Source organism: Frankia sp. Hr75.2 (assembly GCF_949319125.1).
In the GTDB taxonomy this organism is placed as follows: domain Bacteria; phylum Actinomycetota; class Actinomycetes; order Frankiales; family Frankiaceae; genus Parafrankia; species Parafrankia soli.
This window is the reverse complement of sequence record NZ_CASGGV010000222.1, coordinates 158,028-182,854: the sequence shown is the minus strand read 5'-3', so window position 1 is coordinate 182,854 and position 24,827 is coordinate 158,028. Positions and strand designations below refer to the sequence as shown.

Genomic DNA, 24,827 nt, shown 5'->3' with positions numbered 1-24,827 from the left:
CACACGGAGCGGCCTTCCTGCGTGCCGGCCCGCCGTCCCATCAAACCCATGCCCGAACCGTTCCCAGGCGTAATCTGCCGTGACGATTGATGACGCTGACCGTCAGTGGGAGTGACGCATGCTCGACCTGCGCAAACTGATGCTCCTGCGCGAGATCGACGCTCACGGCTCCATCGCCGCCGCCGCGCGGAACCTGTCCTACAGTCGGTCCGCGGTCTCCCAGCAGATCACCGCGCTGGAACGTGAGGTCGGGACCCCGCTGCTGGAGCGGACCAACCGCAGCGTCGCGCTCACCCAGGCCGCCCGGGTGCTGGTCGCCCGCACGGAGACCGTCCTCGCCGAGCTGGAAGCGGCCGAGACGGAGATCGGGAAGACGGCGGGCACGCCCAGCGGTGCCCTGCGCATCGGAGTCTCGCTGAACCACGGCCCGCCGTTGCTCGCTCGGGCACTCGTCCGGGTGCAGCGGCGGTACCCGAGCCTGCGGATCACGTTGCAGGGCGTGGCGGCCGGGGAAGGCCGGCGGGCCGTCCGCCTCGGGCGACTCGATCTGGTCCTGGCGTTCCGGTACGACCAGGTGCCCGAGCCCCGGCTCCCCGGCCTGCTGGAGATCCCGCTCGGATCCGATCCGATCCGGGTCGCCGTCGCGGCCGACCACCCGCTGGCCGGTACAGGCCCTCGGCATCTCGCCGAGTTCGCCGGGGAGCGCTGGGTCCTTCAGCCGGCCTCGGCATTCGGCCAGCTGACCCTGCACGCCTGCCACGTCGCCGGCTTCGAACCGGACGCGGCCGCGGAGATCGACGACCTGCAGGCGGCCCTGGGCCTGGTCGCTCCGGGGTGGGCGGTGAGCCTGCTGCCGGACCTCGTACCGTCCAGGCCCGAGTTCCCGGTCGCCCGACTCCCCCTCGCCGACCAGCAGCTGCACCGGCACATCGCGATCGTGGTACGCCGGGGAGTCTCCACGGCCCCGGCCATCGAGGCCTTGGTCGACGAGGTCCGGGCCCAGATTCCCGAACAGCCGGGGCCGGTGGGCGCCAGCGGTGTGGCCGTGGCGGGAGATCGCATCTGATGGGTTGCAGGAGAACAACGCGGCCCGAAGATCCGGGGCGACGTTCAGATCTCTGCCCCGGGCGCACGACACCGCCGGACGATGATTTCAGTCGCTGTGGTGGTCGTCCCGCTTCCAGGTCGCGGCAGGCTGGCCGCCCCCGCATTCGACCTTCGCATCGGGCGACAACCGTGCCACCAGGTGTGCCGAGCGCGCGGGGCGCACCCCCGCCGCCGGCGACCCACGTGGCGGGCGACGAGGACAAGGGAGCCGCGGTGGCGAGGTCCCGGGCGAGCCGCGCCTCGCTGATCACCTCGCCGGACGGGTCGGTGATGCCGTCGCCGATCACGCTGATCGCGGCGAGGCCGGTCAGCGTCGCCGCGACGGCCGCGACCAACCAGCCCACGACGGCGAGTGTGGTGCGCCGCCTCCTGCCACCGACCCGCGCCGCTGTGGCCCGGCTTCTGCTGATCGAGGATGATCCGGCGATCTCCCGCCTGCTGCTGCGCGCGCTCCGGGACTCCGGTCACACGGTCGCGGTGGCCGGGACGGCCATGGCCGGCCTGCGGGGCGCGCTCGACGACCGGCCGGATCTCGTCGTCCTCGATCTGGGCCTTCCCGACCTCGACGGGCTGGAGCTGCTGCGGATGCTGCGGGCCGTCAGCCGCGTCCCAGTGATCATCTCCACCGCCCGCGACGACGAGGCGGAGATCGTCCGGGGCCTGGACGCCGGCGCCGACGACTACCTGGTGAAACCGTTCACGGCCGGACAGCTCGACGCGCGGGTACGCGCCGTGCTGCGCCGCGGCGGCGACGGGGCGGCCGGGCCGCCCGAGCTGCGCGAGGTCGCGCACGCGCTCAACCACCTGGCCGACCGCAGCAACCTTCCAGGGCTTTCTCGTCCCAGCTCATCGTTTGCATGGTCAGCGGTGGGGCCTGATCGCGCTCGATGACGAGGCGCGTGTCGCTCCGGGAACTGAACCGAGAGCTGCGGACCCGGACGAAGGTGGCCTGCCGCAGGTCGGAAAGCGGGACTCGGAGTGCGGTCGGGGCCATCTACCAGGGAAGATGCCGTCTCAGCCTGCGGCCGACCCCTTCTCTGCGTTCTCCAGGTCGTAGACATGGCGGGCCTGGGCGATGGTCGTCCGGTGACGTTCCGCCCACTCGGTGAGCGCGGTCAGCGGGCCGAACAGCTCGCGGGCGGCGCTCGTCGCCGTGTACTCCACCTTCGGCGGGACGGTCGGGTAGACCTTCCGGACGAGCAGGCCGTCGCGTTCGAGCCGACGCAGGGTGAGGGTCAGCATCCGCCGGCTGATGCCGTTGACGGTGCGTTCCAGCTCGGTGAAGCGAACCGGACCGTGGGCGGCCGCGACCAGGATGCCGATGCTCCACTTGCCACTGACCTGGTCGAGGACCTCCATGATCGGGCACGCCTCGACAAGCGCCGGGGCGAGCTCGCCGCAGGTCTCGGCCGGCGACGGCTGCGCCGACGGCGGCTGCGCTGGCAGGGGCCGCGCTGACAGGGGGTGGGCCGCCGGTGGCCGTTCCACGGTCACATCCGTGTGCCGCTGGGACATGAAAGTGCCTTCTTCCGCTGGTCCGGCCGCTCCCGCAGCATGGTCACAGAACATGATCCCCGGAACATCCCGTGGCGTCAGTTACAAACAATGCCCCAAGGAGAGTCCATGTCCCAGTCCCTGTCATCACCGGCGGGCACGACGACGAACCCGACCGTGCCGGACCTGTCAGACGCTCCCGACCGGGCGGACGCGAGTCCGGCCACAGCCGGCCGGACATCGCCGCATCCCGACGTGGGAGCCCCGCCTGCCGCCGGCTCCCGGTTGCTCGCGCTGATCGTGCTGTGCGCGTCGATGCTCATGGTCATCCTGGACGGCACCATCGTCACCGTGGCGCTGCCCACCATCCAGGACGACCTGGGCTTCTCCACGTCCGGTCTGGCCTGGGTCGTCAACGCCTATCTGGTCGCCTTCGGTGGTCTGCTGCTGCTCGCCGGCCGGGTGGGGGATCTCGTCGGCCGCCGGCGGGTCTTCGTCGCCGGGCTGGTGCTGTTCACCGTGGCCTCGCTGCTCTGCGGGCTGGCGACCGGCGCGGGCATGCTGATCGCCGCACGGTTCGTGCAGGGCGTGGGCGGGGCGCTGTCCTCGTCGGTGGTGCTCGGGATGATCGTGGTGGCCTTCCCCGAGCCCCGGGAGCAGGCGCGGGCGATCGGGGTGTTCAGCTTCGTCGGCGCCGCCGGGGCGTCGATCGGCCTGCTCGCCGGCGGCCTGCTCGTCGAGACGCTGACCTGGCACTGGATCTTCTTCGTGAACGTGCCGATCGGCGCGGTCGCGGTCGTGCTGTCGCTGCGGGTGCTGCCCGCCGAGCGCGGTCTCGGCCTGCGCGCCGGCGCGGACGCTCCCGGGGCGGCGCTGGTCACCGCGGGTCTCATGCTCGGCGTCTACACGATCGTCGGCACCGCCGACGCGGGCTGGGCCTCCGCCCGGACCATCGGCCTCGGCGCACTCGCCCTCGCCCTGCTGGCCGCCTTCGCCGCCCGCCAGGCGACGGCGGCTCACCCGTTGCTGCCGCCACGGCTGTTCTCCTCCCGGCCGCTGACCGTCGCGAACATCGTCCAGACGCTGATGGCCGGCGGGCTGTTCGCCTTCCAGTTCGTGCTCGCGCTGTTCCTGCAGCGTGTCCTCGGCTACGGGCCGGCCGAGACGGGCCTGGCGTTCCTGCCCATCGCGGCGACGATCGGCGCGTTCTCGCTCGGGCTCTCGGGACGGCTCGCCCACCGCTTCGGCGCGGGCCTGGTGCTGCTGCCCGGTCTCGTCCTGCTCGGCCTCGGCCTGTGGCTGCTGTCCCGCCTGGCCCCGGACGCGGCCTACGCGACGGACGTGCTGCCGGTCGCGGTCGTCCTGGGGTGCGGGGGCGGCCTGACGCTGCCGGCGCTCACCCAGCTCAGCATGACCGGGGTGCCGCCGAACGACGCCGGGCTCGCCTCCGGCCTGGCCAACACCACGTTGCAGGTCGGCGGGGCGCTGGGGCTGGCGGTTCTGACCACGCTGGCGGCGTGGCGCACCGGGAACGCGGCGGACGGCGGCGCCGGGCCGGCGGAGGCCCTCACCGCCGGCTACCACCTCACCTGGATCGGCGGCGCCATCCTGATGGTCGCCGGACTGCTCCTCGCCGTCGCCTTCCTCCGCCCGAACGGTGCGGCGGGGAGCCGGGTGCCTTAACGGCCCCTTAGCGTCCGGAAAGCGCGGCCCTAGCGTGATCGGCGCGAACCTCAGTGCCAGACGAACGCGACGGACGGCACCGTAACCAGGCGGGCTGCCTGTCCGGTGCGGCACACAGGAGGTTCACATGGCCAGCAGGATCAACCCCCGCTCGTCCGCCCGGCAGGTGCGGGCGTTCCGGAAGGGACGGCTGACCGCCGGGCCGCCTACTGGAGGTAGCCCTCCACCTGGTTGCCCGAGCCGGCGCGGGCCTCCTCCGGATCCTCGCCGGCCGCGCGGGCCGCCCGGCGCCGGCGCAGCAGGTCCCAGCACTGGTCGAGGGTCTGCTCCAGCTCGGCCAGGCGGTCGGACTCGGCGTCCGCGTCGATCTGGCCCTGGGTGCGCCGCTGGCGCAGCTCGTGCTCCTCCGCCACCAGGGAGTCGATGCGCTCGAAGATCTTCGTGTCGTCCATTGGTCTGAGCCAACCACGGGGCCGGCCGGCATTCCACTCCGAGGTCAGCTCCGAGGTCAGCCGGCGGGCCCGCCCGGGACGGCGGGCGGGCCCGCGGGGGACCCCGGGCCCGGTGTGGCCCGCAGGCCGGGTGCGTCCAGTGGGCAGCAGACCCGCTCCCCCGCCTGCCGCCCGATCCGCGCGGACGCCCGCTCCGCCGCCGGCAGCTCGGTGGCCGGCCGGCGCGGGTTGCGGATGCCGAGCGCGGCGACCAGGCCGCCGGCCGCGCACACCAGCGCCGAGATGACCATCGCCCGGCGGAACCCGCGGTCGAACAGGGCCGGGTCGAGGTAGGCGGTGCCACCCAGCCCGGCGAGGGCGGGCAGCACGGCGACGGCGACCAGGCCGCCGGTGCGCGCGACGTCGTTGTTCACCGCCGACGCCGCCCCGGCATGATGCGCCGGCACCGCGGCGAGCGTGGTGGACGTCAACGGGGCCACGCAGGTGGCGAGCCCGAGGCCCAGCACGACGGCGCCGGGCAGGACGTCCGTGAGGTAGAAGGCGTCCGGGCCGGCCCGGGTGACCAGCAGCAGGCCGGCGCCGGCGACGACGGGGCCGACCGTCATCGGCAGCCGCGGCCCGACCCGGGTGGCCAGCGCGCCGGCCCGCGCGGAGAACAGCAGCATCATCACGGTGACGGGCAGCAGCGCCGTCCCGGCGGCGAGCGGGCTGAAGCCGCTGACCTGCTGGAGCTGAATCGGCAGCAGGAACAGCGCCCCGCCCAGCGCCGCGTACTGCAGGAAGGTGACGGCGTTCGCGGCCGTGAACTGCCGGGAGGCGAACATCTCCAGCGGGACCACCGGGTCGGCCGCCCGGTGTTCGCGGGCGACGAACCCGGCCAGCAGCGCGACCCCGCCGACCAGCCCGACCAGCACCGGGGCGGACGTCCAGCCGCTGGCCGGGCCGTCGATGAGCGCGAACACGACGCCGACCAGACCGGCGGTCACCAGGGCGCCGCCGAACAGGTCGGGCCGCCCGCGGACGTCGGGGTTGTGGCTCTCGGGGACGTGGCGCACCGCGACCACGACCACGACCGCGGCCAGCGGCAGGTTGATCAGGAAGATCAGCCGCCAGGAGAACGCCTCGATGAGCCAGCCGCCGAGGAAGGGTCCGGCGGCCGTGGCCACCCCGCCGAGCCCCGTCCACGCGCCGATCGCCCGGCCTCGGTCGGCCTCGTCGAACGACGCCTGCAGGATCGCCAGGCTGGCCGGGGTGAGCAGGGCCGCGCCGACGCCCTGCAGCGCCCGGGCGGCGACGAGGATCTCCACGTTCGGTGCCAGCCCACACACCAGGGACATCAGCGCGAACCAGACCACGCCGACCGCGAAGACCCGCCGCCGCCCGTAGCGGTCGCCGAGCGAGCCGCCGACGAGCAGCAGCCCGGCGAGCGCCAGCGCGTAGCCGTTGACCACCCACTGCAGGGCGGCAAGGTCGGCGTCGAACGCGCGCCCGAGCGCCGGCAGGGCGATGCCGACGACGGTCGCGTCGATCGACGCCAGTGCGGAGCCCAGCACCGCCGCCGCGACGACCCAGCGTCCCTGGCGGCCGGCGAGGGTCAGTCGGCCGACTTCGCCAGCTTCGACGGCCACCAGATCTTCTTCCCGATGTCGTAGCTGAGCGCCGGCACCAGGATGGAGCGGACGACGATCGTGTCCATGAGGACGCCGAAGGCCACCGCGAACCCGACCTCGGCGAGGAAGACCAGCGGCAGCACCCCGAGGACGGCGAAGGTCGCCGCCAGCACGACCCCCGCCGAGGTGATCACGCCGCCGGTGACGGACAGCCCGCGGACGATGCCGGACCGTGTTCCATGCTCGAGGGTCTCCTCCCGCACCCGGGTCATCAGGAAGATGTTGTAGTCGATGCCGAGGGCGACCAGGAACACGAAGGCGAACAGCGGGAAGCCCGGGTCGGCGTTGGCGAAGCCGAAGACGTGGTTGAACACCAGCGCGCTCACGCCGAGCGTGGCAGCGAACGACAGCACCACGGTGGCGATCAGCAGCAGCGGCGCGACGAGCGCCCGCAGCAGCACCCCGAGCACGATCAGGATGACGACCAGCACGATCGGGATGATCAGGTTCCGGTCGTGCGCGGACGCCTGCTGGGTGTCGTAGTTGATCGCCGACTGCCCGCCGACCAGGGCGTCGGCGCCCGCGATCGGGTGCAGCGCGGCCCGTAGCGCCTTGACCGTGTCGTAGGCCTCGGGCGTGTCGTAACGGTGGGTGATCGTCGCCTCAACGGCGATCCGCCCGTCGACCTCGGAGACCTGGAGGCTGGCGGGCAGGCAGCCGTCCGCCCCGGGCCGCAGCTGCGGGCTGCCCGTGGCGATCGCGCGGGCCACCTTGGCGTAGTCGATCTGGACGCACACCGCCCCGGGGTCGGTGGACACCCCCGGGACCTTCTCGGCGGCGGCGATGACCTCGTCCTTGCGGTCAACGTTGGCGGTGATCACCGCCGGCGCGCCGGAGCCCTGACTGAAGTGCGCGTCGAAGATCTCCTGGCCGAGGATCGCGTCGGGGTCGTTGGTGAAGCTGTCGGTCGTCGACAGGCCGTCGACCTTGAGCGTCGTCATCGCGCCGGCGCAGGCCAGCAGGACGATCGCGGTGGAGACCCAGGCCATCCGCGGCCGGCGCACCAGCCCGCCGGCGAAGCGCGCCCACACGCCGTGGCTGGCCAGGTCGGCCTGCTGGTCGAAGTGGGGGATGCGCGGCCAGAACACCCACCGGCCGCACAGCACCAGGAACACCGGCAGGAAGGTCAACATCACCAGCGCGGTGCAGGCGATGCCGATCGCGGTGACCGGCCCGAGGCTCTTGTTCGAGTTCAGCTCGCCCAGGTACAGGCACAGCAGGCCGAGCACGACCGTGACGGCCGACGCCGCGATGGCCGGCGCCGCACCGCGCCACGCGGTGATCATCGCCTCCACTCGGCTGGCGTGGGTGTGCAGCTCTTCTCGGTACCGGCTGACCAGCAGCAGCGCGTAGTCGGTGCCGGCGCCGATCACCAGGACGAACAGGATGCCCTGGCTCTGCCCGTTGAGCGTGAGCACGTCATGCTTGGCCAGCGGGTAGATGATCAGGACCGAGACCCCGAGGGCCAGCACCGAGCTGAAGAGCGGGAAGAACCACAGCACCGGGCTCCGGTAGACCACAAGCAGGATCACGATCACGACCAGGCCGGCGGCGAGCAGCAACACGCCGTCGATGCCCTCGAACGCCTCGATGAACGCCACCAGCAGGCCACCAGGCCCCGCGCTGTGCACGGTCAGGCCGTCGGGGACGTCCTTCTTCGCGATGTCGACGACCGCGTTCTCGACGTCGACCAGCTCGTCGCCGGTGACCTCGACGTCGCCCTTCTTGCCGACGAGCGGGACGGAGACGTTGGCGGCGGTACCGTCGGTGGAGAACTGGGGATCGGCGGACTGGTCCGGGTCGACGCCCGGGACGGCGCGGAACGCCTCGGCGTCCGCGGCGATCTTGGCCTTGTCGGCGGCGGTCAGGCCGCTCTCGCGCTGGTAGACGATGAATCCCGGCAGCGTCTGGACGGACCGGAACTTCTCCGACTCGTCCGCCACCCGGGTCGACTCGGCCGACCCGGGCAGGAACGCGGCGTTGTCGTTCTTCTGCACCTCGGCGAGCTTGGCCTGGTACTGGCCGCCGAACATGCCCAGCAGCAGCCAGAGCACCGCCAGGCCCGCGAACAGGTAGAGAATCCGCGGCCGCCGCGCGCGGCCACCGCCGGTTCCGTCGACGGTGGCCACCGCCGCGACGGCCCCGGCCGGCAGATCCGACGCCGGCACGGGCGTGGACGCCGCAGGGGTGGCCGGCGTGGGTTCGGGCGGCGTGGGCTTGTCCGCCGCGCTCACCGCGGCGGGACCGGCCGCATCGGGCGCCGTGCTGTCGGGCGCCGCGGTGTCGGCCGCGGCCTTGTCGGCCGGCCCCTCGGCGGGCGCGGCCGGCCCGGAGGCCGCCGTGCCACCCGAGTGGTCGTCGTCCCGGGGGCCGGGCACGGCGTGAGACTCGTCGGTCTCCGTCGGCTGGGCTCCACCCTTGTCGCTCATCTCGCCGTCCTCGATGCAGGTGGCCTACCCGCGCGGCCGCCCCCACGGACGCACACAGGTGTGGTCCGGGGCATTGTGGCGTACCGTTCATCGGCCGTACGCCGCGCCCCGCCTCCTGTCCGTCACCGTCCGGCCCGGCTCAGTCCTCGCGGATCTGCTGGGAGAGGTACTCGGTCGCGCCGAGCTGGGAAATGAGCTCAAGCTGGGAGTCGAGCCAGTCGATGTGCTCCTCTTCGGAGGTGAGGATCTCTTCCAGGAGCACGGCCGAGCCGATGTCGTTCTTCGTGCGGCTCAGCACGATCGCCTCGCGCAGCGTGTCGACCGCGTTCGTCTCGTGGGTGCGGTCGAGCCCCAGCTGCTCGGGCACGGTCTCACCAATACGCAGCGTGTGCAGCCGCTGGAGATTGGGCAGTCCGCCCAGGTAGAGCACGCGGTGGATGAGCTTGTCCGCATGCTTCATCTCATCGATCGACTCGTGGTAGTAACGCTCTGATATGTACCGATATCCCCAGTTACGCTGCATTCTCGAATGCAGAAAGTACTGGTTGATCGCGGTCAGCTCGTTCGTCAGAACAGCGTTCAGGCTCTCGACGATCTGTTCGTCGCCACGCACCGCCGGTTACCTCCGCGAGGGTCGCCCGGAGCCGCCCCCGGGACGACTCGGCCGACGTCCGGCAGCGATGTCGTCACCGGCGCGGCAGACGAACCCGACCACTCCGCGACGCAAGCTCGCGAGTGGTGCGGGAGGCCCTGCGGCCGGCGGCGGAGATCCACTCCGGGCCACCGAGATCACATCCCAGAAGGCCCCGGTGGGTCACTAGGCTGATCTGGCAACCGGACACCGCCGACGCGACATCGCCTCGTCGAGCAGCTCGTCGATCTCCTCGAGACATCCGCCGCATCCCGTGCCGGCGTCGCACCTCGCACCGATCTCGTCAGCGTCATAGGCGCCCGACGCGATGACGCTCCGTAGCGTCCGGTCGGAGACAGCAAAGCATGAGCAGACCAGCACCGCACCTCACCACGCCCGGACTGGCCGGCGTCGGAGCCGCCGGCAAACGTTTCTTCGCCGTTCCGGGAAACTCCGTCGCGCCAAGGATCAGGCTTAGCTAAGGCTTCCCTTATCGATAGAGTGCCACGGAACGGGCACCGGACGCAAGAGAGCCTTACCTACTTCACACACCTACCGCTAGCAAGCGGGACCGACAGTGACCGCCGGGCACGCGATTCGCCATCACGCGAACGCTGCGCACAACCAGCGGCCACCGTCGAGGCCTGGCGACTCAGGCCTGGCTGGCCGGACGGTCCGTGCTCGACACCAGCGCGACCGCCGCGTCGGGCTCGGTGACCCGGAAGCTGAAGCTCTGCTCCAGGTACAGCTCGACCTCCTCGGCGGTGTGCGAGGAGTAGCCGACGGAGAGGTCCTGGCCCGACTCGAGGATGAAGTCACCGCCCCGCTGGCTCAGCACCACCGCGCCGCGCACCCCCGGAGCCCGCACCACAGGGCCGTCGAGGATCTGCTTGAGATGGTTGAGCAGCAGATAGCCGCCGTGCTCGGTGGCCTCCAGGATCGCGGTGTAGCCGTCCGGGTCGATGGCCAGCCCGTACGGCCCACCGATACCCGCCCGGCGCAGCAGGGCGACCGCCTTGGCGACCGTGCGCGGGTAGCTGTCGGTGTCGGCCCCCAGCTCAAGCACCGGGTGGGACGACGCCTCGGTGATGCCGATGATCCCCGCCTCGGCGTAGCCGTGGAAGACGACGGAGTTCTCGGTCGTGGCGACCCGGCGGGCCGCCTCCTCCAGCGCCGACAGGTCGATGTCGTCCGCGCCGCGGTCGATCGCGTCCAGCTCGCCGCGGTCGATGGAGAACGCCGCCCGCAGCTCCATCACGGGCAGGACCCGGCGCAGCCGGGCACGCACGCCCTCCCCCGGCGGCGCCTGCAGCGCCGTCACCCGGCCGATCGGCGTGGCCGAGTACGCCCACCCGTGCGGTCCGGCGAAGTCGATGAGCTTGCGGGCGGCGAGGTTGGTCGTGAGGCGGGAACGGGCCTCCTCGTCGACGGCCTTCCAGGCTTCCTCGCTCAGGGGCGCATGCCCACGCAGAAGATGGTTCACTCGCTCACACCTTTCAGGCTACCGATCCCCAGCGAGCCGTCCACCGGCTCCGTGGCGCGCGCGGCCGCGTCGCCGTCGGGTCCCTCGTCGCTCATCGCCTCTTCCTCGACCTCCGTGACCGGGACCGAGGTGAACAGATACGTGCGCAGCTGCGAATCGAGGACGGGGTCGCGGCGACGCAGCCACTCCAGCGTCATCGCCGCGTGTTCCTTCTCCTCGTCCCGGTTGTGCGCCAGCACCGCGGCCAGCTCCGGATCCGTGGCCGCCTGCACCCGTTGGTCGTACCAGTCGACCGCTTCCAGCTCTTCCATCAGCGACGTGATCGCCCGGTGGCGATCGACGACGCCGGGCGTGAGCGCGTCCGCCGGCTCGTGTAGCCCCATACTTGAGTCGCCCATACGGCACTACCTACCACGCCCGGCCCCACCAACCCGCCGGGACGGCATCGGTTCACGAACAGTCGACGTCCCGATATGAGGCGATACGTCCAACTTTGTTCGTCACCGGGCGCTCGCCGGAGCCCCGGCGGACGCTCGCAGGACCTCCGCTGGACACCTACCGGACCTCCGGTGGACAGCGGTTGCGGACGTTCGCCAGACGCGGGCTCGGACGTCCTCGGTGTTCGGTGCTCGGAGGAGTCAGTCGGCGACCGGTGTCACGTCGACCCGGCGGTTCGCCGCGCGGCCGGACGTGCTCGCGTTGTCCGCGATCGGCTGATCCGGGCCGAAGCCGGCCGCACGGATCCGCTCCGCGGGAACCCCCCGCATCACCAGGTACTCGCGCGCGACGCGGGCCCGGTCGATCGAGAGCGCCTGGTTGAGGGCCCGCGGACCGGTGCTGTCGGTGTGCCCGCCGACGATCACCGTCAGGTCACCGGGCAGCAACGCGCGGGCCACCTTGTCCAGACCGGAGCGCGTCGAGGCGCCGAGGACGGTGTCACCCACCGGGAAGGTGAGGGCAGTGCCGTCGAGCGCCGCCCGCAGCGCCGCCCGGGTGCTGTCCGCGCTGCCAGCGGCGGCCCGCCCGGCGCCGCCGGTCGTGCCGGGCGCCGGCGCGGTCGCCGGGGCCGGGGTCGGCGCCGACCGTGGCGCGGTGGCCGGGGCCGGCGCGGCCGGCCGGAGGATCTCGCCCGTCGCCGGGTCGAGGGCCACGGTCGCGCCCGAGCCGACGGCAAGCCGGTTCTCCAGGGACGCGCCAGGGATCGACTGCCGGGCCGCGGCCAGGACCGCCGCCCCGATCGACGCCCGTGCCGCGTCGTCGGGGGCGCTCCCCCACAGCACGACCGACGAGCCGTCGATCGTCACCGAGCGGACGCCCGGCCCGGTGTCCAACGCCCTCGCCACGTCACCGAACGCCTCCACGGCCGGCGTCGCGACCCGCGGGTCGACCGTGACCGTCGCGGAGACGACGCCGCCGGCGGCGTCCGCCGCCGCGCCCAGCAGGGCGGCCCGGGTCGCACTGTCCGGCACGGTCGCACTCAGCACCACCCCGGCCGGCGCCCGGCCGGCGCGCTGCTCCACCCCGACCACGAGGGGCTGCGCCGGCTCCGAGGCGATGACGGCGTCCGCGGCCAGCCGGACGGAGCTGCTGCCCGAGACGGCGGCCGCCGCCGCCGCCCGGCGGGCGTCCTCGGCGCTGTCGAAGCGGCCGTGCAGCACGATCTCCCGGCCCTCGGCGCTGACCCGCACCTGGGTGGCGCCCGCGGAGCGGACGGCGTCCGCCGCCCGGCCGGTCAGGTCATTCTCGATCGGCCCGCGCCGCAGCCAGAGCGCCCCCAGCCCGAGCAGCAGCCAGGCGATGATCAACGAGACGGCGAACGCCACCAGACGGGGGCGCCGCGGGAACGCCACCGCGGGCGAGGACATGGATGCTCCGTGCTCGATGTCGAACGGGACGGTGGAACAGGCCTGTCGGACGGGACTGTCGTGCGGGATGATCTGTAGCCGTGCCGAGCAGGATCACGAGGAGCCCGCCCGGGGCGCGGCGCCGACCCGGCCAGACGCCCGGCAACCCGGCCGGCGACGCGGATCATCGCAGCGCAAAGCAACTTTCGCACATCCCCGACATCGGGAACGCACCGGGGGAAGGCAGCGAAAAAACTACCGATCGGACGGCCACGGAACGCCACCCGCCCGCAGGGCCTACCCGCGGCCCGGCGGGCCGCCGACCCCCAGCCACCAGCCTTGAGCCAGGCTCCCGGTCAGCCCGAGGCCTGGCCCACGTCAGGCTCCAGGCCCGGGCGCCCGGCCACCTTGGTCCCGGCGGCCCTGTCGGCGGCCCTGTCGGCGGCGGCCCTGTCGGCGGTCGCCACGTCGACCGTCGCCGTCTTCGCCACGGCGGGCAGATGCACCGCGGCAGGCCGGTGCACCGCGGCGGTGGCCGGAGCGGGAGTCGGCGGAGCCTCAGCCGGCCGGCGTCGGCCGCGGGCGGTGATGGCCAGCGAGAGCAGCGTGCTCACGCCGAGCACCGCCCAGCCGGCGACGGCGTCCAGGATGTAGTGGTTCGAGGTTGCCATCACGACGAACACGGTCGCAGCGGGATAGAGACAGCCGATCATTCGAACGAGGGGTGTGCGGGCGAAACGGGCCAGCATGAAGCCGCACCACAGCGCCCACGCGCAGTGCAGCGAGGGCATGGCCGCGTACTGGTTGGCCAGCCCCTCGAGGCCGTTCGGAGCGGCGCTGGCGCCGCCGCTCCACCATCCCCATCCCTCGAAGTGCGACATCGTGTCGACATACGAGGTGCCAGGCAGGAGCCGGGGCGGGGCGGTGGGGAACAGGAAGAAGCCGCACAGCGAGATCAGGGTGGTGAAGACCAGGGCCCACCGGGCCCGGATGTAGCGGCCGGGGTGGCGACGGTACATCCAGACCAGCAGCGCCGGCGTGACGACGAAGTGCAGGGTCGAGTAGTAGTAGCAGGAGGCGACCGCCAGCGGCGGGATGCTCTGCAGCCACCGGTTGAGGCTGAGCTCGATGTCGAGGTGCAGGTGCTGCTGCAGGCGGAGGATGTCCCAGCCCATGTCGGTCGCGGCGCCGACCGACGAGCCCGCCACGCCACGGGTGGCCGTGTAGACGTAGTAGAGCCCCACCAGGACGACGGCCTCGACCCACAGCCTGGGCAGGCCGGTCGCCGGGTTGCGGAACCGGCCTGTCCCCGGAGGCGTCGGCAGGCCCGCCGGCGCCTCCGCGCGACGTTCCCGGTCCACCCGCTCCCCCCGGTCCATCCGATCCGTCCCGTCGCTCCGCGCCACCCCGCCGGCGGTAGCGGCCCCGCCACTCCGAGCCGCCCCGTCGCTCGGAATCGTCAGATCGTTCTCCTCCGGCAGGCCGGCACGGTCCGCTTCATCCACGCGGGCCGCGTGACTGTCCGGGTCCGTTGGAGCTTCCCGTTCCGCACGACTGTCCCGGTTCGTCCGATCCACCACGCCTCGACTTCCGGTCCGTCCGCCATCGTCACCCCGTCCAGCTTGCGCCGTCCAGCCAATCACGGACGGCAGATCTCGAACGACGAGGGCGGGTGGGCCCGGCGTCGGTCCTCCGGGGGCCCCCCCCCGCGGTGCGGGGGCGGCTGCCGGTCAGGTCCGCCCGGCGGGCAGCCCCGCGCCGGGCGCAGCGCCCGCCAGCGCACCGCGGGCCGCGGGCTGCTCAACGGGCCGCGCGCGGCCCGCCTTCCAGATGTCCCACGGGACGGACCACTCAGTGCCGAGCTGCCGGGTATCCGCCGGGCGACCGGTGTTGCTGATGTCGATGATGTCGCCGAACTGACTGAAGTTGTAGAACCACTGCGCGTCCGCCGGGGAGGCGTTCACGCACCCGTGCGAGACGTTCGCCCGGCCCTGCGACGCCACTGACCACGGAGCGGAGTGCACGTACTGCCCACCGCTGGTGTAGTGGACGGCCCACTGCACCTCTTCGTAGTAGTACTCCGGGTGGCCCTTCGGCACGCCGACCGTCGCCGAGTCCATGATCACCATCGGGGCCTTGCCCAGCACGTTGTGCGGGCCCTCCATGGTCAGGAACCCGGGCTTGCCACCGCTGATCGGCATGGTCCGCACGAGCTGGTCGTTCTGGAACACCTGCATCACGTGGGTGGCCGCGTCGACCTTGCTGATCTGGGCGGCCCCGATCGCGAAGTCCATCGAGCGGTCCTTGACCCCGATCCAGCCGGTGCCGGAGTCGAAGCCCGCGAGGTTGGCCTCCACGTGCACCTTCGTCCCGGGCGCCCAGTACTGCTGCGGGCGCCACACGGCCATCCGGTCCGACATCCAGTTCCAGGCGCCGAGGACCGGCGGGTCGGCGTTCACCGCCAGGCGGCTCTGCACCGCCGCGCGGTCCTTGACCGGAGCGCTGAAGGTCAGGCTGATCGGGGCGCCGACCCCGACGGTCTGACCGGCGACCGGCTCCCACGACACCTTGAACGCCTTGTCCGGGACGCCGGTGGTGAAGCTCGACGTGATGTTCCTGGTGCCGTCCAGCCCCTGGACCGGCGCGGTGGCCGCCTGGATGTCGTAGCGGGTGTCGGAGAACAACCCACCCGCGGACGTCCAGGTCCGGCGGTCGGCGGAGAAGGTCCCCTCCAGCGTGCCGGGGTCGGTCTTCTCCGTCGGGCTCGCGCCGCGGGCCACGGTCACCGACGCCAGCGGCGCGTTGCTCTTCAACACGATCGACTCGGTGAGCGCGATGCCGGCAGCGCCGTCGGCCGGGGTCACCGTCACGGTCGGCACGGCCGGGCGCGGTGGCTCGTTCTGGGCCGGGCCGGCGCCCCCGCCGCCCCCGGAGGAGCAGGAAGCCAGGACCACGGCCGCGGCGAGCACGCCGGAGGCCGCGGCGAGCCGCGACCGGATGATCCCGGCGGGCCGCACGGCCTCCGACCGGCGCCGGACCAGCGGACGGCGGGTGGCGGGCGAGCACCTCCGGTCGGAGGCCCGATCCTGATCAGAACCGGAACCGGACGGAACGGCGCCTCGGGGCGCGCGTATCAAGCTCATCATCGAGCGGGACATGCGTGGCCTACTTCCGAAGACCGAACCGGTGAGGCGGGGCAACGCATCGCGCCGGTTCGTGGCTTGCCGGACAGCGGGCCGCCGTGACCTGCGGACACCGCGCGGAGTGCGGGGATGACGAAACGCGATGTCACCACGGAAAGCGACGTCTTGGAAGCAGAATGTGCGCTCGCTCGACCACTCACGAGCGGACCGTACCCACAGCCCAGAACCACGTCCCGTCGATCACGGGAAAACCCCACCGCACTCGCCGGACAACTACTTTTCGTCAATACTTCGACTGCGGAGAGCGACACTCTCCGGCTAGCTGCCATAAACCCCTCCCACGCCGGTTGATCCGACGCACGACTCTTATCCGACGTTGCGCGCCAAGGCTGCACCGGGCCCGGCACGGAAGCCCCTCACCGCCACATTGTCGGTAATCAGACAGCGATGGCAACGATAAGTGCCACAAAAATCACGGAACGAAGCCAGCCTTTCGTGCCATGCGACGGATACGCCGGCACCGGCCCACCGGCCGGCGCCCGAACGCGCGCTCCACGGCTGCCATCCGCCGGGACGGCGGGCCCACCCGGGAGAGATCAGCCGCGCCCGATCGGGAAACGGCGCCGAAACGGTCCCCCAACCGAACCGCACCCGCGGTCGCACCAGAATGGGGCGTCCGGCGGTCGGGGCCGGGCCGTGGCACCGCCACGGCCGGTGCGCCACGGCCCCGGCCGGCCCGCCCCGCTCGATCACGGAAGGTGCTCATGGCCATCGTTCTCGGACCGAACCAGTACGGCAAGGCCGAGGTACGGCTCGTCCACGTGGACCGGTCCACACCGGCGCACCGGATCACCGACCTGACGGTCTCCACCGCGCTGCGCGGCGACTTCACCGCCGCCCACACCCGCGGCGACAACAGCCACGTTCTCACCACCGACACCCAGAAGAACGTCGTGTACGCCTTCGCCCGGGAAGGCGGCGTAGGCGAGATCGAACAGTTCGCGAGCCGGCTGGGACGGCATTTCACGACCACCGCCGACTGGATCACCGGGGCGCGGATCGAGATCGAGCAGCACGAGTGGGAACGGATCACGGTCGACGGGCGGGAACACGACCACTCCTTCGTCCGGTCGGGACGCGGAACACGAACGACCGTGGTCACGGTGGAGGCGGACGCCGTCCACGCCGTGTCCGGACTCGCCGGGCTGGTCGTTCTCAGGTCAACCGGCTCGGAGTTCCACGGATTCCCGCGCGACCGGTACACCACCCTGGCCGAGACGTCCGATCGAATCCTCGCCACCGAGGTCACAGCGCGGTGGCGTTACCTGGACGCGGACGGCATGTCCGGCGCCGACTTCGCGCGTCTCGCCGCCGGGATACCGCGCGCGCTCGTCGAGACCTTCGCGGCCGAGCACAGCCTCGCGCTGCAGCAGACCCTGCACCAGATGGGCGAGGCCGTCCTCACCGCTTTCCCGGAAGTCGCCGAGATTCGCATGTCGATGCCGAACAAGCACCATTTCCTGGTCGACCTGGAACCGTTCGGCCTGGACAACCCGAACACCGTCTACCTGGCCGCGGACCGTCCCTACGGGCGGATCGAGGGCACGGTGCGGCGCGACGACGTCCCGGAGGCCCCCGCCGCCTGGTACGGCACGCCCGGCTTCTGCTGAGCCGCCCTGTTCCCGCTGAGCCGGCCGGCTTCGCCTGAGCCGGCCGGCCTCCGCTTCCGCCGTCAAGCCGGCGGGCTCAGGCCGGGGTGATGATCACCCTGTCCCCGGGTACCAGCCGCAGGCTGCGCGCCGCGTCGCCGTCCCGGCGGGCCACCGCGACCAGACCGCCCGAATCCAGGTAGAGCACCAGCTCCCCGGGCTCGACGGAGCCGAAGGTGACGCCGACGGCGAGCTCCACCGGCCCCGCCGGCCCAGGCACGAGCTCGGGCTCGGGCTCCCCCACGGCTCGCCGCTCGCCGGACGGCCGGATCTGCCCGCCGGTCGGCGGAACCCGGTCGACGGACGGCCGGGCCCGCTCGGCGGTCAGCCGGACCCGGTCGCCGGGCCGCAGGCCGGCCTGGGTGAGCAGCTCCGCCGCCGCGGCCAGTGCCACGTTGCCGAAGCCGTCCACGGTCAGGACATCCGCCTCCAGCCGGGACCCGGCGGGCCCGCGCAGCACGCGGGCGAACGGCTCGGGCAGCCGCACCACGGACGCGGGATCGATCCGCTCGCCCAGCGCGTCCAGGGGGCGGCCGGTGGCCAGCGCGGCCGCCGCCGGCGCGAAGACGTCCCGGCCGTGGAAGGTCGCCGGGATGTCCTCGGGCATGGTGAGGTCCACCGCCGCCAGCAGCCCGCCCAGGGCCTCTGCGGCGGGCACGAGCAGCCCGTTGTCGGGGCCGACCACGAACCCACCGGGCGTGCGCGCGGCGAGCGCCCGCCGGGAGGTGCCGACCCCCGGATCGACCACGGCGACGTGGACCCCACGCGGCAGATGCCGCACCGTGGAAGCGAGGACCGCGGCCCCGCGCCGGACGTCCCCGCGCGGCACGAGGTGGGTCACGTCCACGATCGGCACCCCCGGGGCCAGCCGGAGCAGGACGCCGTGGCACGCGGCGACGAAACCGTCCAGCAGGCCGTAGTCGGTCGTCAGGCTGACGCAGCTCATGCCGCCCGAGCGTGCCAGAAGGCGCGCCGGCGGGAGGCGGGGCACGCTTCTCGTCCGCCCCGGGTCTGTCTCCGGGGTCCGGCGTCAGATCGCGCTCCGGGGTCCGGCGTCAGATCGCGCCGACGGCGCGCAGGTCGGCGATCTCGGTCGGGTCGAGGCCGAGTTCGCCGAGGATGCGGTCGGTGTGCTCGCCGAGCGCGGGCACCGGGCCAAGACGGGCGTCCTCCCCGGGGAACTCGACCACCGGCCGGGTCTGGCGCACCGGGCCGACCGGCGAGCCGACCTCGACCCAGCGCCCGCGGGCGGCGAGCTGGGGGTGGGCGAGCACGCCGGCGACGGTGCTCACCCGGGCGTACGCCACCCCGGCCGCGGCAAGGCCCGCCTCCAGCTCGGCCGTGCCCAGGGTGGCGACGACAGCGGCGACCACGGCGTCGGTGCGCTCCCGGTTCCGCACCCGGGCCTGGTTCGTCGCGAAGTCGGGGTCGTCCGCCAGTTCGGGGCGGCTCAGCGGGCCCCGGGCGAGCCGCGCCCACTCTCCGTCGTTCTGGACGCCGATGAGCACGTCGTCGCCGTCCGCCGTCCGGAAGGCCTCGTACGGCGCGATCGACTGGTGGCCGATCCCGGACCGGGCCAGCTCGACCCCGGTGTGCTCGACGGTCTGCACCGGGTAGCCCATCCATTCGGTGAGGGCGTCGAGCATGGCGATCTCCAGCACGGCGCCGGCGCCCGACCGCTCCCGGCGCAGCAGCGCGGAGAGCACACCCTGGATCACGTAGCTGCCCGCGGCGACGTCACCGGCGGCGAACCCGGCCTTGGCGGGATGGTCCGGGGTGCCGGTGACGGCGATCAGGCCCGCCTCGGCCTGGACAAGCATGTCGTAGGCCTTCCGCCCGCGGTAGGGGCCACTCGGGCCGTAGCCGGACAGGTCCACCGCGACGAGCTCGGGACGGCGGGCGACGAGCGTGGCCGCGTCGAGGCCCAGCCGCGCCGCGGCTCCCGGCCCGAGATTCTGCGCGACGACGTCGGCCCGCTCGATGAGACGATCGAGCACGGCCCGGGCGCGGGGCACCTTCAGGTCGAGGGTCAGCGAGTCCTTGGAACGGTTCAGCCAGGAGAAGTGGGCCGACATCCCGCCGCGCACCGCGCGGTCGTAGTCGCGCGCGAAGTCCCCCTGCCCCGGGCGCTCCACCTTGATCACCCGGGCGCCCAGCTCGGCCAGGTGCCGGGTCGCGAACGGCAGCGCCACGGCATGCTCCAGGCTGACGACGGTCACACCCGCGAGCGGAAGCACACCGGCCAGGCTAGCGGCCCGGCCGGGCCTCACCGTCGACGATCCGGCCGTTGACAACCTCGCCGTCCACGACCTCGGCGTCGGCGGCCTTGCCGTCCTGGAAGCCGCCGTCGACGAGGTCACCGTCCAGCACGTCGGCGTCGACGATCCGGTGGCCGCCCGCGGCGAGGGCGCGGGGCTCGTCGCCCGCGGTGGTCTTCGGGGCGAAGCCGGCCTGCCGGCGGTCCGAGCGCGCCGGGCCGCCGTTGGCGATGACGACCGCGATCCACGGAAGGATGATGGCGAGGCCCACGGCGACGAGCCGCAGCCACCCGGTGAACACGACGACGGCCAGCACGAAGCAGACCACCCGGACCAGCATCGTCAGGATGTAGCGCTGCTCCCGGCGCCGGATCTCCGCCGGCCGGGCCTCCTCCGCCGAGGTGATCAGCACGGGCTCGGCCCGCCGCCACCTCACACCGATCGCCCGCTCACAGTGCCCACTGCCCGCTCACGACGTCCATGGCCCGCTCAACGCCCATCGCCGAGGATCCGGAGCGGGACGGTCGTCCCCTCCTGACGACATCCTGCCCACGCGGGCGCGGACGGAACAACGATCCCCGTCGCGAGATCCGACACCTGGAAGAGTTCCCACCCCACCAACCTGTGTCCGAATGTTTACGCGGTGGACGGATGATGGTCCTCGCCTGGGCGCTGGTCGCTGCCACCGTGCTCGTGTGCGAGTCGCCGTGGTCAGTGAGTCGTTTCTACCCCAGGTCGACGGCGTGACGAACTCGGTGTGCCGGGTGCTGGAGCATCTGCGCGACACCGGTCACGAGGCGCTCGTCGTCGCCCCGGCGCCGGCTCCGGCCGCCCGCCGGACCGCCCCGCGCAGCTACGCCGGGGCCCCGGTGCTGTGGAGCCCGTCAGCGCCGATGCCCGGCTACCCCGAGTTCCGCTTCGCGACGCCGTGGCCGGGGCTGGCCGCGGCGCTACGCGAGTTCCGCCCGGACATCGTCCACCTTGCCGCCCCGGCCGGCCTGGGCGCCCAGGCCGCGTACGCCGCGCGCCGGCTGGGCGTACCGAGCATCGCCGTCTACCAGACCGACATCGCGGCGTTCGCGACCCGCTACGGGCTCTCCGCGGCCGAGCGGACGATCTGGCGCTGGCTGGCCAGCGTGCACCGCCTCGCCGCCCGCACACTGGCGCCGTCCTGGGACGCGGTGGACACCCTGCTCGCCGAGGGCGTGCAGCGGGTCGCCCGCTGGAGCCGGGGCGTCGACCTCGAGCGCTTCCACCCCGATCACCGCGACGAGCGGCTGCGGGCCGCCCTGGCGCCGCGCGGCGAGGTCCTCGTCGGGTATGTGGGACGGCTCGCCCGGGAGAAGCGCGTCGAGCTGCTCGCCGGCATCGCCGACCTGCCGGGGGCGCGACTCGTCGTCGTCGGCGACGGGCCCTGCCGGCCGGCGCTGACGAGGGCGCTGCCCGGGGCGGCGTTCCTGGGCTTCCGCACCGGCGCCGACCTGTCGGCCGCCGTCGCCAGCCTGGACGTCTTCGTCCACACCGGCACGCATGAGACGTTCTGCCAGGCGGCGCAGGAGGCGAAGGCCAGCGGGGTCGCGGTCGTGGGGCCGGCGGCCGGGGGGCTGCTCGACGTCATCGAGCACGAGCGGACCGGCCTGCACTACACGCCCGGCGACCCGCACGCACTGCGCCGCGAGGTCACCCGGCTGGTCGAGGACGGCGAGCTGCGGGCCCGGCTGGCGAGCGCGGCGCGCGCCTCGGTGGCCGGCTGCGACTGGTACGCCATCGGCGACGAGCTGCTCGGGCACTACCGGGACGTGCTGGGCACCGCGCAGCCCGCGGCCGGGCGGCGCCACCGCCTGCCCACCCGGCTCACCCGGGCCCGCCGCGGGCCCGGCGGCACGCGGATCGCCGGACCGGCGGAGGCCGCGCGCCCCGCGTGGACGGCGATGACACCGATGACCGCGGTGCCGGCGCTCGCCGTGACGACCGCGACGACCGCGACGACCGACGGGTGGCCAGGATGAGGATCGTGCAGGCGGCGAGTTTCGTCGCGCCGGCGTCGGGCGGCATCCGGACGACGCTGCGGCACCTCGCCGCGGGGTACGCGGGGGCCGGCCACGAGGTGGTGCAGATCGTCCCGGGCGCCGCGGACGGAGAGGAGCGCACCGCACACGCGCGGATCATCACCCTGCGCGCGCCGCTGCTGCCCGGCACCGGCTACCGGGTGCTGGCCGAGCCGTGGCGGGTGGCCGCGGTGATGGAGCGGGAGCGCGCCGACCGGATCGAGATCCACGACCGCGCGACGCTGCGCCCGCTCGGCCGGTGGGCCCGCCGGCAGGGCGTCCGCTCTCTCGTGGTCAGCCACGAGCGGCTCGACCGCCTGCTGGGCCTGTGGACGCCCGCTCCGCTGCGCGGGGTGCTGCCGGTCCGGGCCGCGGCCGACCGGTCGAACCGGGCGCTCGCCGCGGGCTTCGACACCGTGGTCGCGACGACGGGGTGGGCGGCCACCGAGTTCGTCCGGATCGGCGCGCCGAACCTGAGCCAGGTCCCGCTCGGCGTCGAGCTGGACCGCTTCCAACCGGCCAACCACGACCGCACGCTGCGCCGCGCGTTCGCCCGGGACCGGGAGATCCTGATCGTCGCGGCGACCCGGCTCTCCCCGGAGAAGCGGGTCGACATCGCGCTCGCCGCGGTGGCCGAGCTGGTGCGCCGCCGGGTGCCGGTACGCCTCGTCATCGCCGGTGACGGAGCCAGCCGCGCCCGCCTGGAACGCCTCGCCGCGGGCCTGCCGGTGGCCTTCCTCGGGTTCGTCGCCGACCCGCGGCGCCTCGCCGGCCTGCTCGCGACCGCCGATCTGGCCTTCGCCCCGGGCCCGATCGAGACGTTCGGCCTGGCCGCACTGGAGGCGATGGCCAGCGGGACGGCGCCGGTCGTCCACCACGCGAGCGCGCTCGCGGAGCTCGTCGCCGACCCCGCCGGCGACGGGGCCGCCGGGACGAGCGCCGCGGGAACCGGGTTCACGTTCGCCGACGCCGCTCTCGACCTGCTGTCGATCGACCCCGACCGCCGACGGGACGCCGCCCGGGCCCGCGCCGAGCGGTTCCCGTGGAGCGCCACCATCGACGGGTTCCTGCGCTGCCACGACCTGCCCGCCGCGTCCCCCGCGGTGGACGCGGCTCCCGCGGCCGGTCCGGTCTCGGGCCCCCTCGCGGCCTGACGCCACGACGCCGCCGTGGACGACACCGCCGTGGACGACGACCCGCGCACCGCGCCGACGCGCCCGCTCCGCCTGGTCCGCCCGGACGGCGTCCTCGGCTTCGTCGCGCTCGGCGACAGCCTCACCGCCGGCCTGGGCGACGGAGTCAGCATGGGCCGCGACCGCGGGCCGGGGGCGCTGGCCGGCCGCGGCTTCGCGGCGCTGCTCGCGGCGGCGCTGGCCCCGCCCGGGCTCGTCCACTACGAGAACCTGGCCCGCACGGGCGCGACCGCCCGGGACGTCCGCGTCCGCCAGCTCCCCGTGGCCCTGGCGCTGCGGCCCGCGCTGGCCTGCGTGGTCGCCGGCATGAACGACGTCTTCAAGCCGACCTTCGACCCGCTGCGGCTGCGCCAGGACATGGTGTGGAGCATCGGCCGGCTGCGCACCGACGGCATTGTCGTGCTGACCGCGCGGCTGCCCGATCCGGGTGGTCTGCTGCCGCTGCCCGGCCCGATCGAGCGGCTGCTCGCCGAGCGGGTCGGACATCTCAACGCGGCGGTCGACGCCGCCGCCGCGCGCGACGACGGGGTGCTCGTCGTGGACCTCGGCCGGCACCCGGCCGTCCGCCGGCGCTCCACCTTCGACGTCGACCTGGTGCACCCGGGACCGCACGGACATCGCCTTATCGCAGGGGCCTTCGCCGAGAAGCTGCGGGAGGCCGGGATGGCTGTCGGCGAGCTGCCGGACCCCCGGCACGTGCCCCCGCCGCCGGGAACCGCGGACCACCTGCGCTGGGTCGCCACGATCGGGATCCCCTGGCTGCTGGGCCGCGCGCACGCCCCGCGGCGTGATTTGCGTCCGCGAAACCACGGTTTCCGGCGACTCGGTACCGCGTTTGGCCGGTGAATTCCCTACGGTAGGCATGTGCTTGCCGACCTGCCCGCTTCCCCGCGCTCCGGCGTCCTCGCCGGCTGGGGCAACGCCTGGCTGGCCGGACTCGTCGGCCTCGACGACGTCATCACCCAGGTTCACGAGGCGCTGGGCGGCAGTGCGCCGCACACCGTCGGTGACGAACCTCTGGTCCTCGGCCTCGGAGCGCTGCGCCGCGCCGGAGCCGAACGGATGCGCCTGGTGCTCCCGGTGCCCGGTGACGTGAGCGGCCTGCCGGGTCCGCCCGACGTGAACAGGGACGCGCTCACCGCCGGCGAGGCGCTGGTGGTGATCGGGCCCACGCCCCCGCTCGTCCTCGTGCCGTCCGTGATCGTGCACGGCCCGGCCGTCGAGGGCGGCCTGGAGTCCGTGCACTGGCGGGTGCTGCGGGCCGGCCGGGTTCCACCGCCACCCGCCGGGCTGCGCGCCGCCGACCACGAGCTGTCGGTCGCGATCAGGCAGACCACGGCGGCGCTGGTGGACCTCGACATCGCCAGCGCCCGGCCGGAGGTGCTGGCCCTGCTGCGCGACCGCGGCGAGCCCGAGCCCGGCCCCGGGCTGGGGCCGGGCTACCCGCCGAACGCGCACGCCCTGCTCGCCCGCGCCGAGCGGCTCGCCGAACTGCTGGAGCTCGCCGCCCGCGACGACGGCGCCGCGGTCACCGCGACCGAGGTCAGCCGCCGCTCCGCGGCCCTGCGGGGCCTGTCCGGCGCCGTCCGGCGGGCCTACGAGGCGGCCTACGACGCCTTCGACCCGGCCTACGCCAGCCACTGATCCGCGCAGGCCGCTGACCCCGCCCGCCGCGTTCCCCGC

22 protein-coding genes are annotated in these 24,827 nt (G+C 73.7%); 8 read left to right on the top strand and 14 right to left on the bottom strand.

Annotated features, from left to right (window positions below):
- Positions 1-118 precede the first annotated feature (118 nt).
- Positions 119-1,066 (top strand): LysR family transcriptional regulator, encoded by a 948-nt coding sequence (locus AC559T_RS16515; protein ID WP_368952505.1) that lies wholly within the window; start codon positions 119-121, stop codon positions 1,064-1,066.
- A 182-nt stretch (positions 1,067-1,248) separates the two neighbouring features.
- The gene (locus tag AC559T_RS16510; RefSeq protein WP_235014423.1) at positions 1,249-1,998 is read left to right on the top strand and encodes a response regulator transcription factor; all 750 of its coding nucleotides are present in this window, start codon (positions 1,249-1,251) and stop codon (positions 1,996-1,998) included.
- Between the two features lie 123 nt (positions 1,999-2,121).
- Here the strand turns inward: AC559T_RS16510 and AC559T_RS16505 are convergent, their stop codons facing one another.
- On the bottom strand, positions 2,122-2,622 hold the full coding sequence (locus tag AC559T_RS16505; RefSeq protein ID WP_498869305.1) for a winged helix-turn-helix transcriptional regulator: 501 nt from the start codon (positions 2,620-2,622) through the stop codon (positions 2,122-2,124).
- 108 nt (positions 2,623-2,730) lie between these two features.
- On the opposite strand from AC559T_RS16505, the gene AC559T_RS16500 reads away from it, so the two are divergent.
- On the top strand, positions 2,731-4,284 hold the full coding sequence (locus AC559T_RS16500) for an MFS transporter (protein WP_235014420.1): 1,554 nt from the start codon (positions 2,731-2,733) through the stop codon (positions 4,282-4,284).
- Positions 4,285-4,490: 206 nt separating this feature from the next.
- Here AC559T_RS16500 and AC559T_RS16495 read toward each other — a convergent pair whose 3' ends face one another.
- The 10 genes from AC559T_RS16495 to AC559T_RS16450 form a co-directional block, all read right to left on the bottom strand.
- The gene (locus tag AC559T_RS16495; RefSeq protein WP_071062507.1) at positions 4,491-4,736 is read right to left on the bottom strand and encodes a DUF2630 family protein; all 246 of its coding nucleotides are present in this window, start codon (positions 4,734-4,736) and stop codon (positions 4,491-4,493) included.
- Between the two features lie 56 nt (positions 4,737-4,792).
- Positions 4,793-6,364: a DHA2 family efflux MFS transporter permease subunit gene (locus tag AC559T_RS16490; RefSeq protein WP_498869304.1), complete on the bottom strand. Its 1,572-nt coding sequence runs from the start codon at positions 6,362-6,364 to the stop codon at positions 4,793-4,795.
- Positions 6,331-8,835 carry an MMPL family transporter gene (locus tag AC559T_RS16485; protein WP_498869303.1) on the bottom strand — a complete coding sequence of 835 codons (2,505 nt, stop codon included), beginning with the start codon at positions 8,833-8,835 and terminating at the stop codon, positions 6,331-6,333. The genes AC559T_RS16490 and AC559T_RS16485 overlap by 34 nt, the downstream gene beginning before the upstream one ends.
- A 139-nt stretch (positions 8,836-8,974) precedes the next feature.
- A complete protein-coding gene (gene bfr / locus AC559T_RS16480) occupies positions 8,975-9,448 on the bottom strand; it encodes a bacterioferritin (protein ID WP_498869302.1) in 474 nt (157 codons plus the stop codon).
- Between the two features lie 204 nt (positions 9,449-9,652).
- Entirely contained in the window at positions 9,653-9,847 is a 195-nt protein-coding gene (locus tag AC559T_RS16475; RefSeq protein WP_248832888.1) for a (2Fe-2S)-binding protein, read from the bottom strand.
- Positions 9,848-10,118: 271 nt separating this feature from the next.
- The gene (locus AC559T_RS16470; protein WP_020459849.1) at positions 10,119-10,949 is read right to left on the bottom strand and encodes a family 1 encapsulin nanocompartment shell protein; all 831 of its coding nucleotides are present in this window, start codon (positions 10,947-10,949) and stop codon (positions 10,119-10,121) included.
- Entirely contained in the window at positions 10,946-11,347 is a 402-nt protein-coding gene (locus tag AC559T_RS16465) for an encapsulin-associated ferritin-like protein (protein WP_498869301.1), read from the bottom strand. Before AC559T_RS16465 ends, AC559T_RS16470 begins: the two co-directional genes overlap by 4 nt.
- 240 nt (positions 11,348-11,587) lie before the next feature.
- The gene (locus AC559T_RS16460; protein ID WP_498869300.1) at positions 11,588-12,814 is read right to left on the bottom strand and encodes an OmpA family protein; all 1,227 of its coding nucleotides are present in this window, start codon (positions 12,812-12,814) and stop codon (positions 11,588-11,590) included.
- A 335-nt stretch (positions 12,815-13,149) separates the two neighbouring features.
- Positions 13,150-14,298, bottom strand: a complete 1,149-nt coding sequence (locus tag AC559T_RS16455) for a phosphatase PAP2 family protein (RefSeq protein WP_498869299.1) — start codon at positions 14,296-14,298, stop codon at positions 13,150-13,152.
- Between the two features lie 225 nt (positions 14,299-14,523).
- On the bottom strand, positions 14,524-15,951 hold the full coding sequence (locus AC559T_RS16450; RefSeq protein ID WP_498869298.1) for a L,D-transpeptidase: 1,428 nt from the start codon (positions 15,949-15,951) through the stop codon (positions 14,524-14,526).
- Positions 15,952-16,700: 749 nt separating this feature from the next.
- Between AC559T_RS16450 and pucL the strand changes: the two genes are divergently transcribed.
- Complete coding sequence (pucL, locus tag AC559T_RS16445) at positions 16,701-17,606, top strand: factor-independent urate hydroxylase (protein ID WP_020459844.1); 906 nt, start codon at positions 16,701-16,703, stop codon at positions 17,604-17,606.
- 76 nt (positions 17,607-17,682) lie between these two features.
- Here pucL and AC559T_RS16440 read toward each other — a convergent pair whose 3' ends face one another.
- The 3 genes from AC559T_RS16440 to AC559T_RS16430 all read right to left on the bottom strand — a co-directional run bounded on the left by AC559T_RS16440 (position 17,683) and on the right by AC559T_RS16430 (position 20,339).
- On the bottom strand, positions 17,683-18,591 hold the full coding sequence (locus AC559T_RS16440; RefSeq protein WP_498869297.1) for an SAM hydrolase/SAM-dependent halogenase family protein: 909 nt from the start codon (positions 18,589-18,591) through the stop codon (positions 17,683-17,685).
- Positions 18,592-18,700: 109 nt separating this feature from the next.
- Positions 18,701-19,882: a CaiB/BaiF CoA transferase family protein gene (locus AC559T_RS16435; RefSeq protein ID WP_498869296.1), complete on the bottom strand. Its 1,182-nt coding sequence runs from the start codon at positions 19,880-19,882 to the stop codon at positions 18,701-18,703.
- 10 nt (positions 19,883-19,892) lie between these two features.
- On the bottom strand, positions 19,893-20,339 hold the full coding sequence (locus tag AC559T_RS16430; RefSeq protein WP_498869295.1) for a DUF3099 domain-containing protein: 447 nt from the start codon (positions 20,337-20,339) through the stop codon (positions 19,893-19,895).
- A gap of 259 nt (positions 20,340-20,598) precedes the next feature.
- On the opposite strand from AC559T_RS16430, the gene AC559T_RS16425 reads away from it, so the two are divergent.
- The 4 genes from AC559T_RS16425 to AC559T_RS16410 are packed head-to-tail and all read left to right on the top strand — an operon-like array spanning position 20,599 to position 24,788.
- A complete protein-coding gene (locus tag AC559T_RS16425) occupies positions 20,599-21,912 on the top strand; it encodes a glycosyltransferase family 4 protein (RefSeq protein ID WP_498869294.1) in 1,314 nt (437 codons plus the stop codon).
- On the top strand, positions 21,909-23,105 hold the full coding sequence (locus AC559T_RS16420) for a glycosyltransferase (protein ID WP_498869293.1): 1,197 nt from the start codon (positions 21,909-21,911) through the stop codon (positions 23,103-23,105). Before AC559T_RS16425 ends, AC559T_RS16420 begins: the two co-directional genes overlap by 4 nt.
- Before the next feature lie 30 nt (positions 23,106-23,135).
- Positions 23,136-23,990 carry an SGNH/GDSL hydrolase family protein gene (locus AC559T_RS16415; RefSeq protein WP_498869328.1) on the top strand — a complete coding sequence of 285 codons (855 nt, stop codon included), beginning with the start codon at positions 23,136-23,138 and terminating at the stop codon, positions 23,988-23,990.
- 18 nt (positions 23,991-24,008) lie between these two features.
- Positions 24,009-24,788: an Rv1486c family protein gene (locus tag AC559T_RS16410; protein WP_198541270.1), complete on the top strand. Its 780-nt coding sequence runs from the start codon at positions 24,009-24,011 to the stop codon at positions 24,786-24,788.
- Positions 24,789-24,827 lie beyond the last annotated feature (39 nt).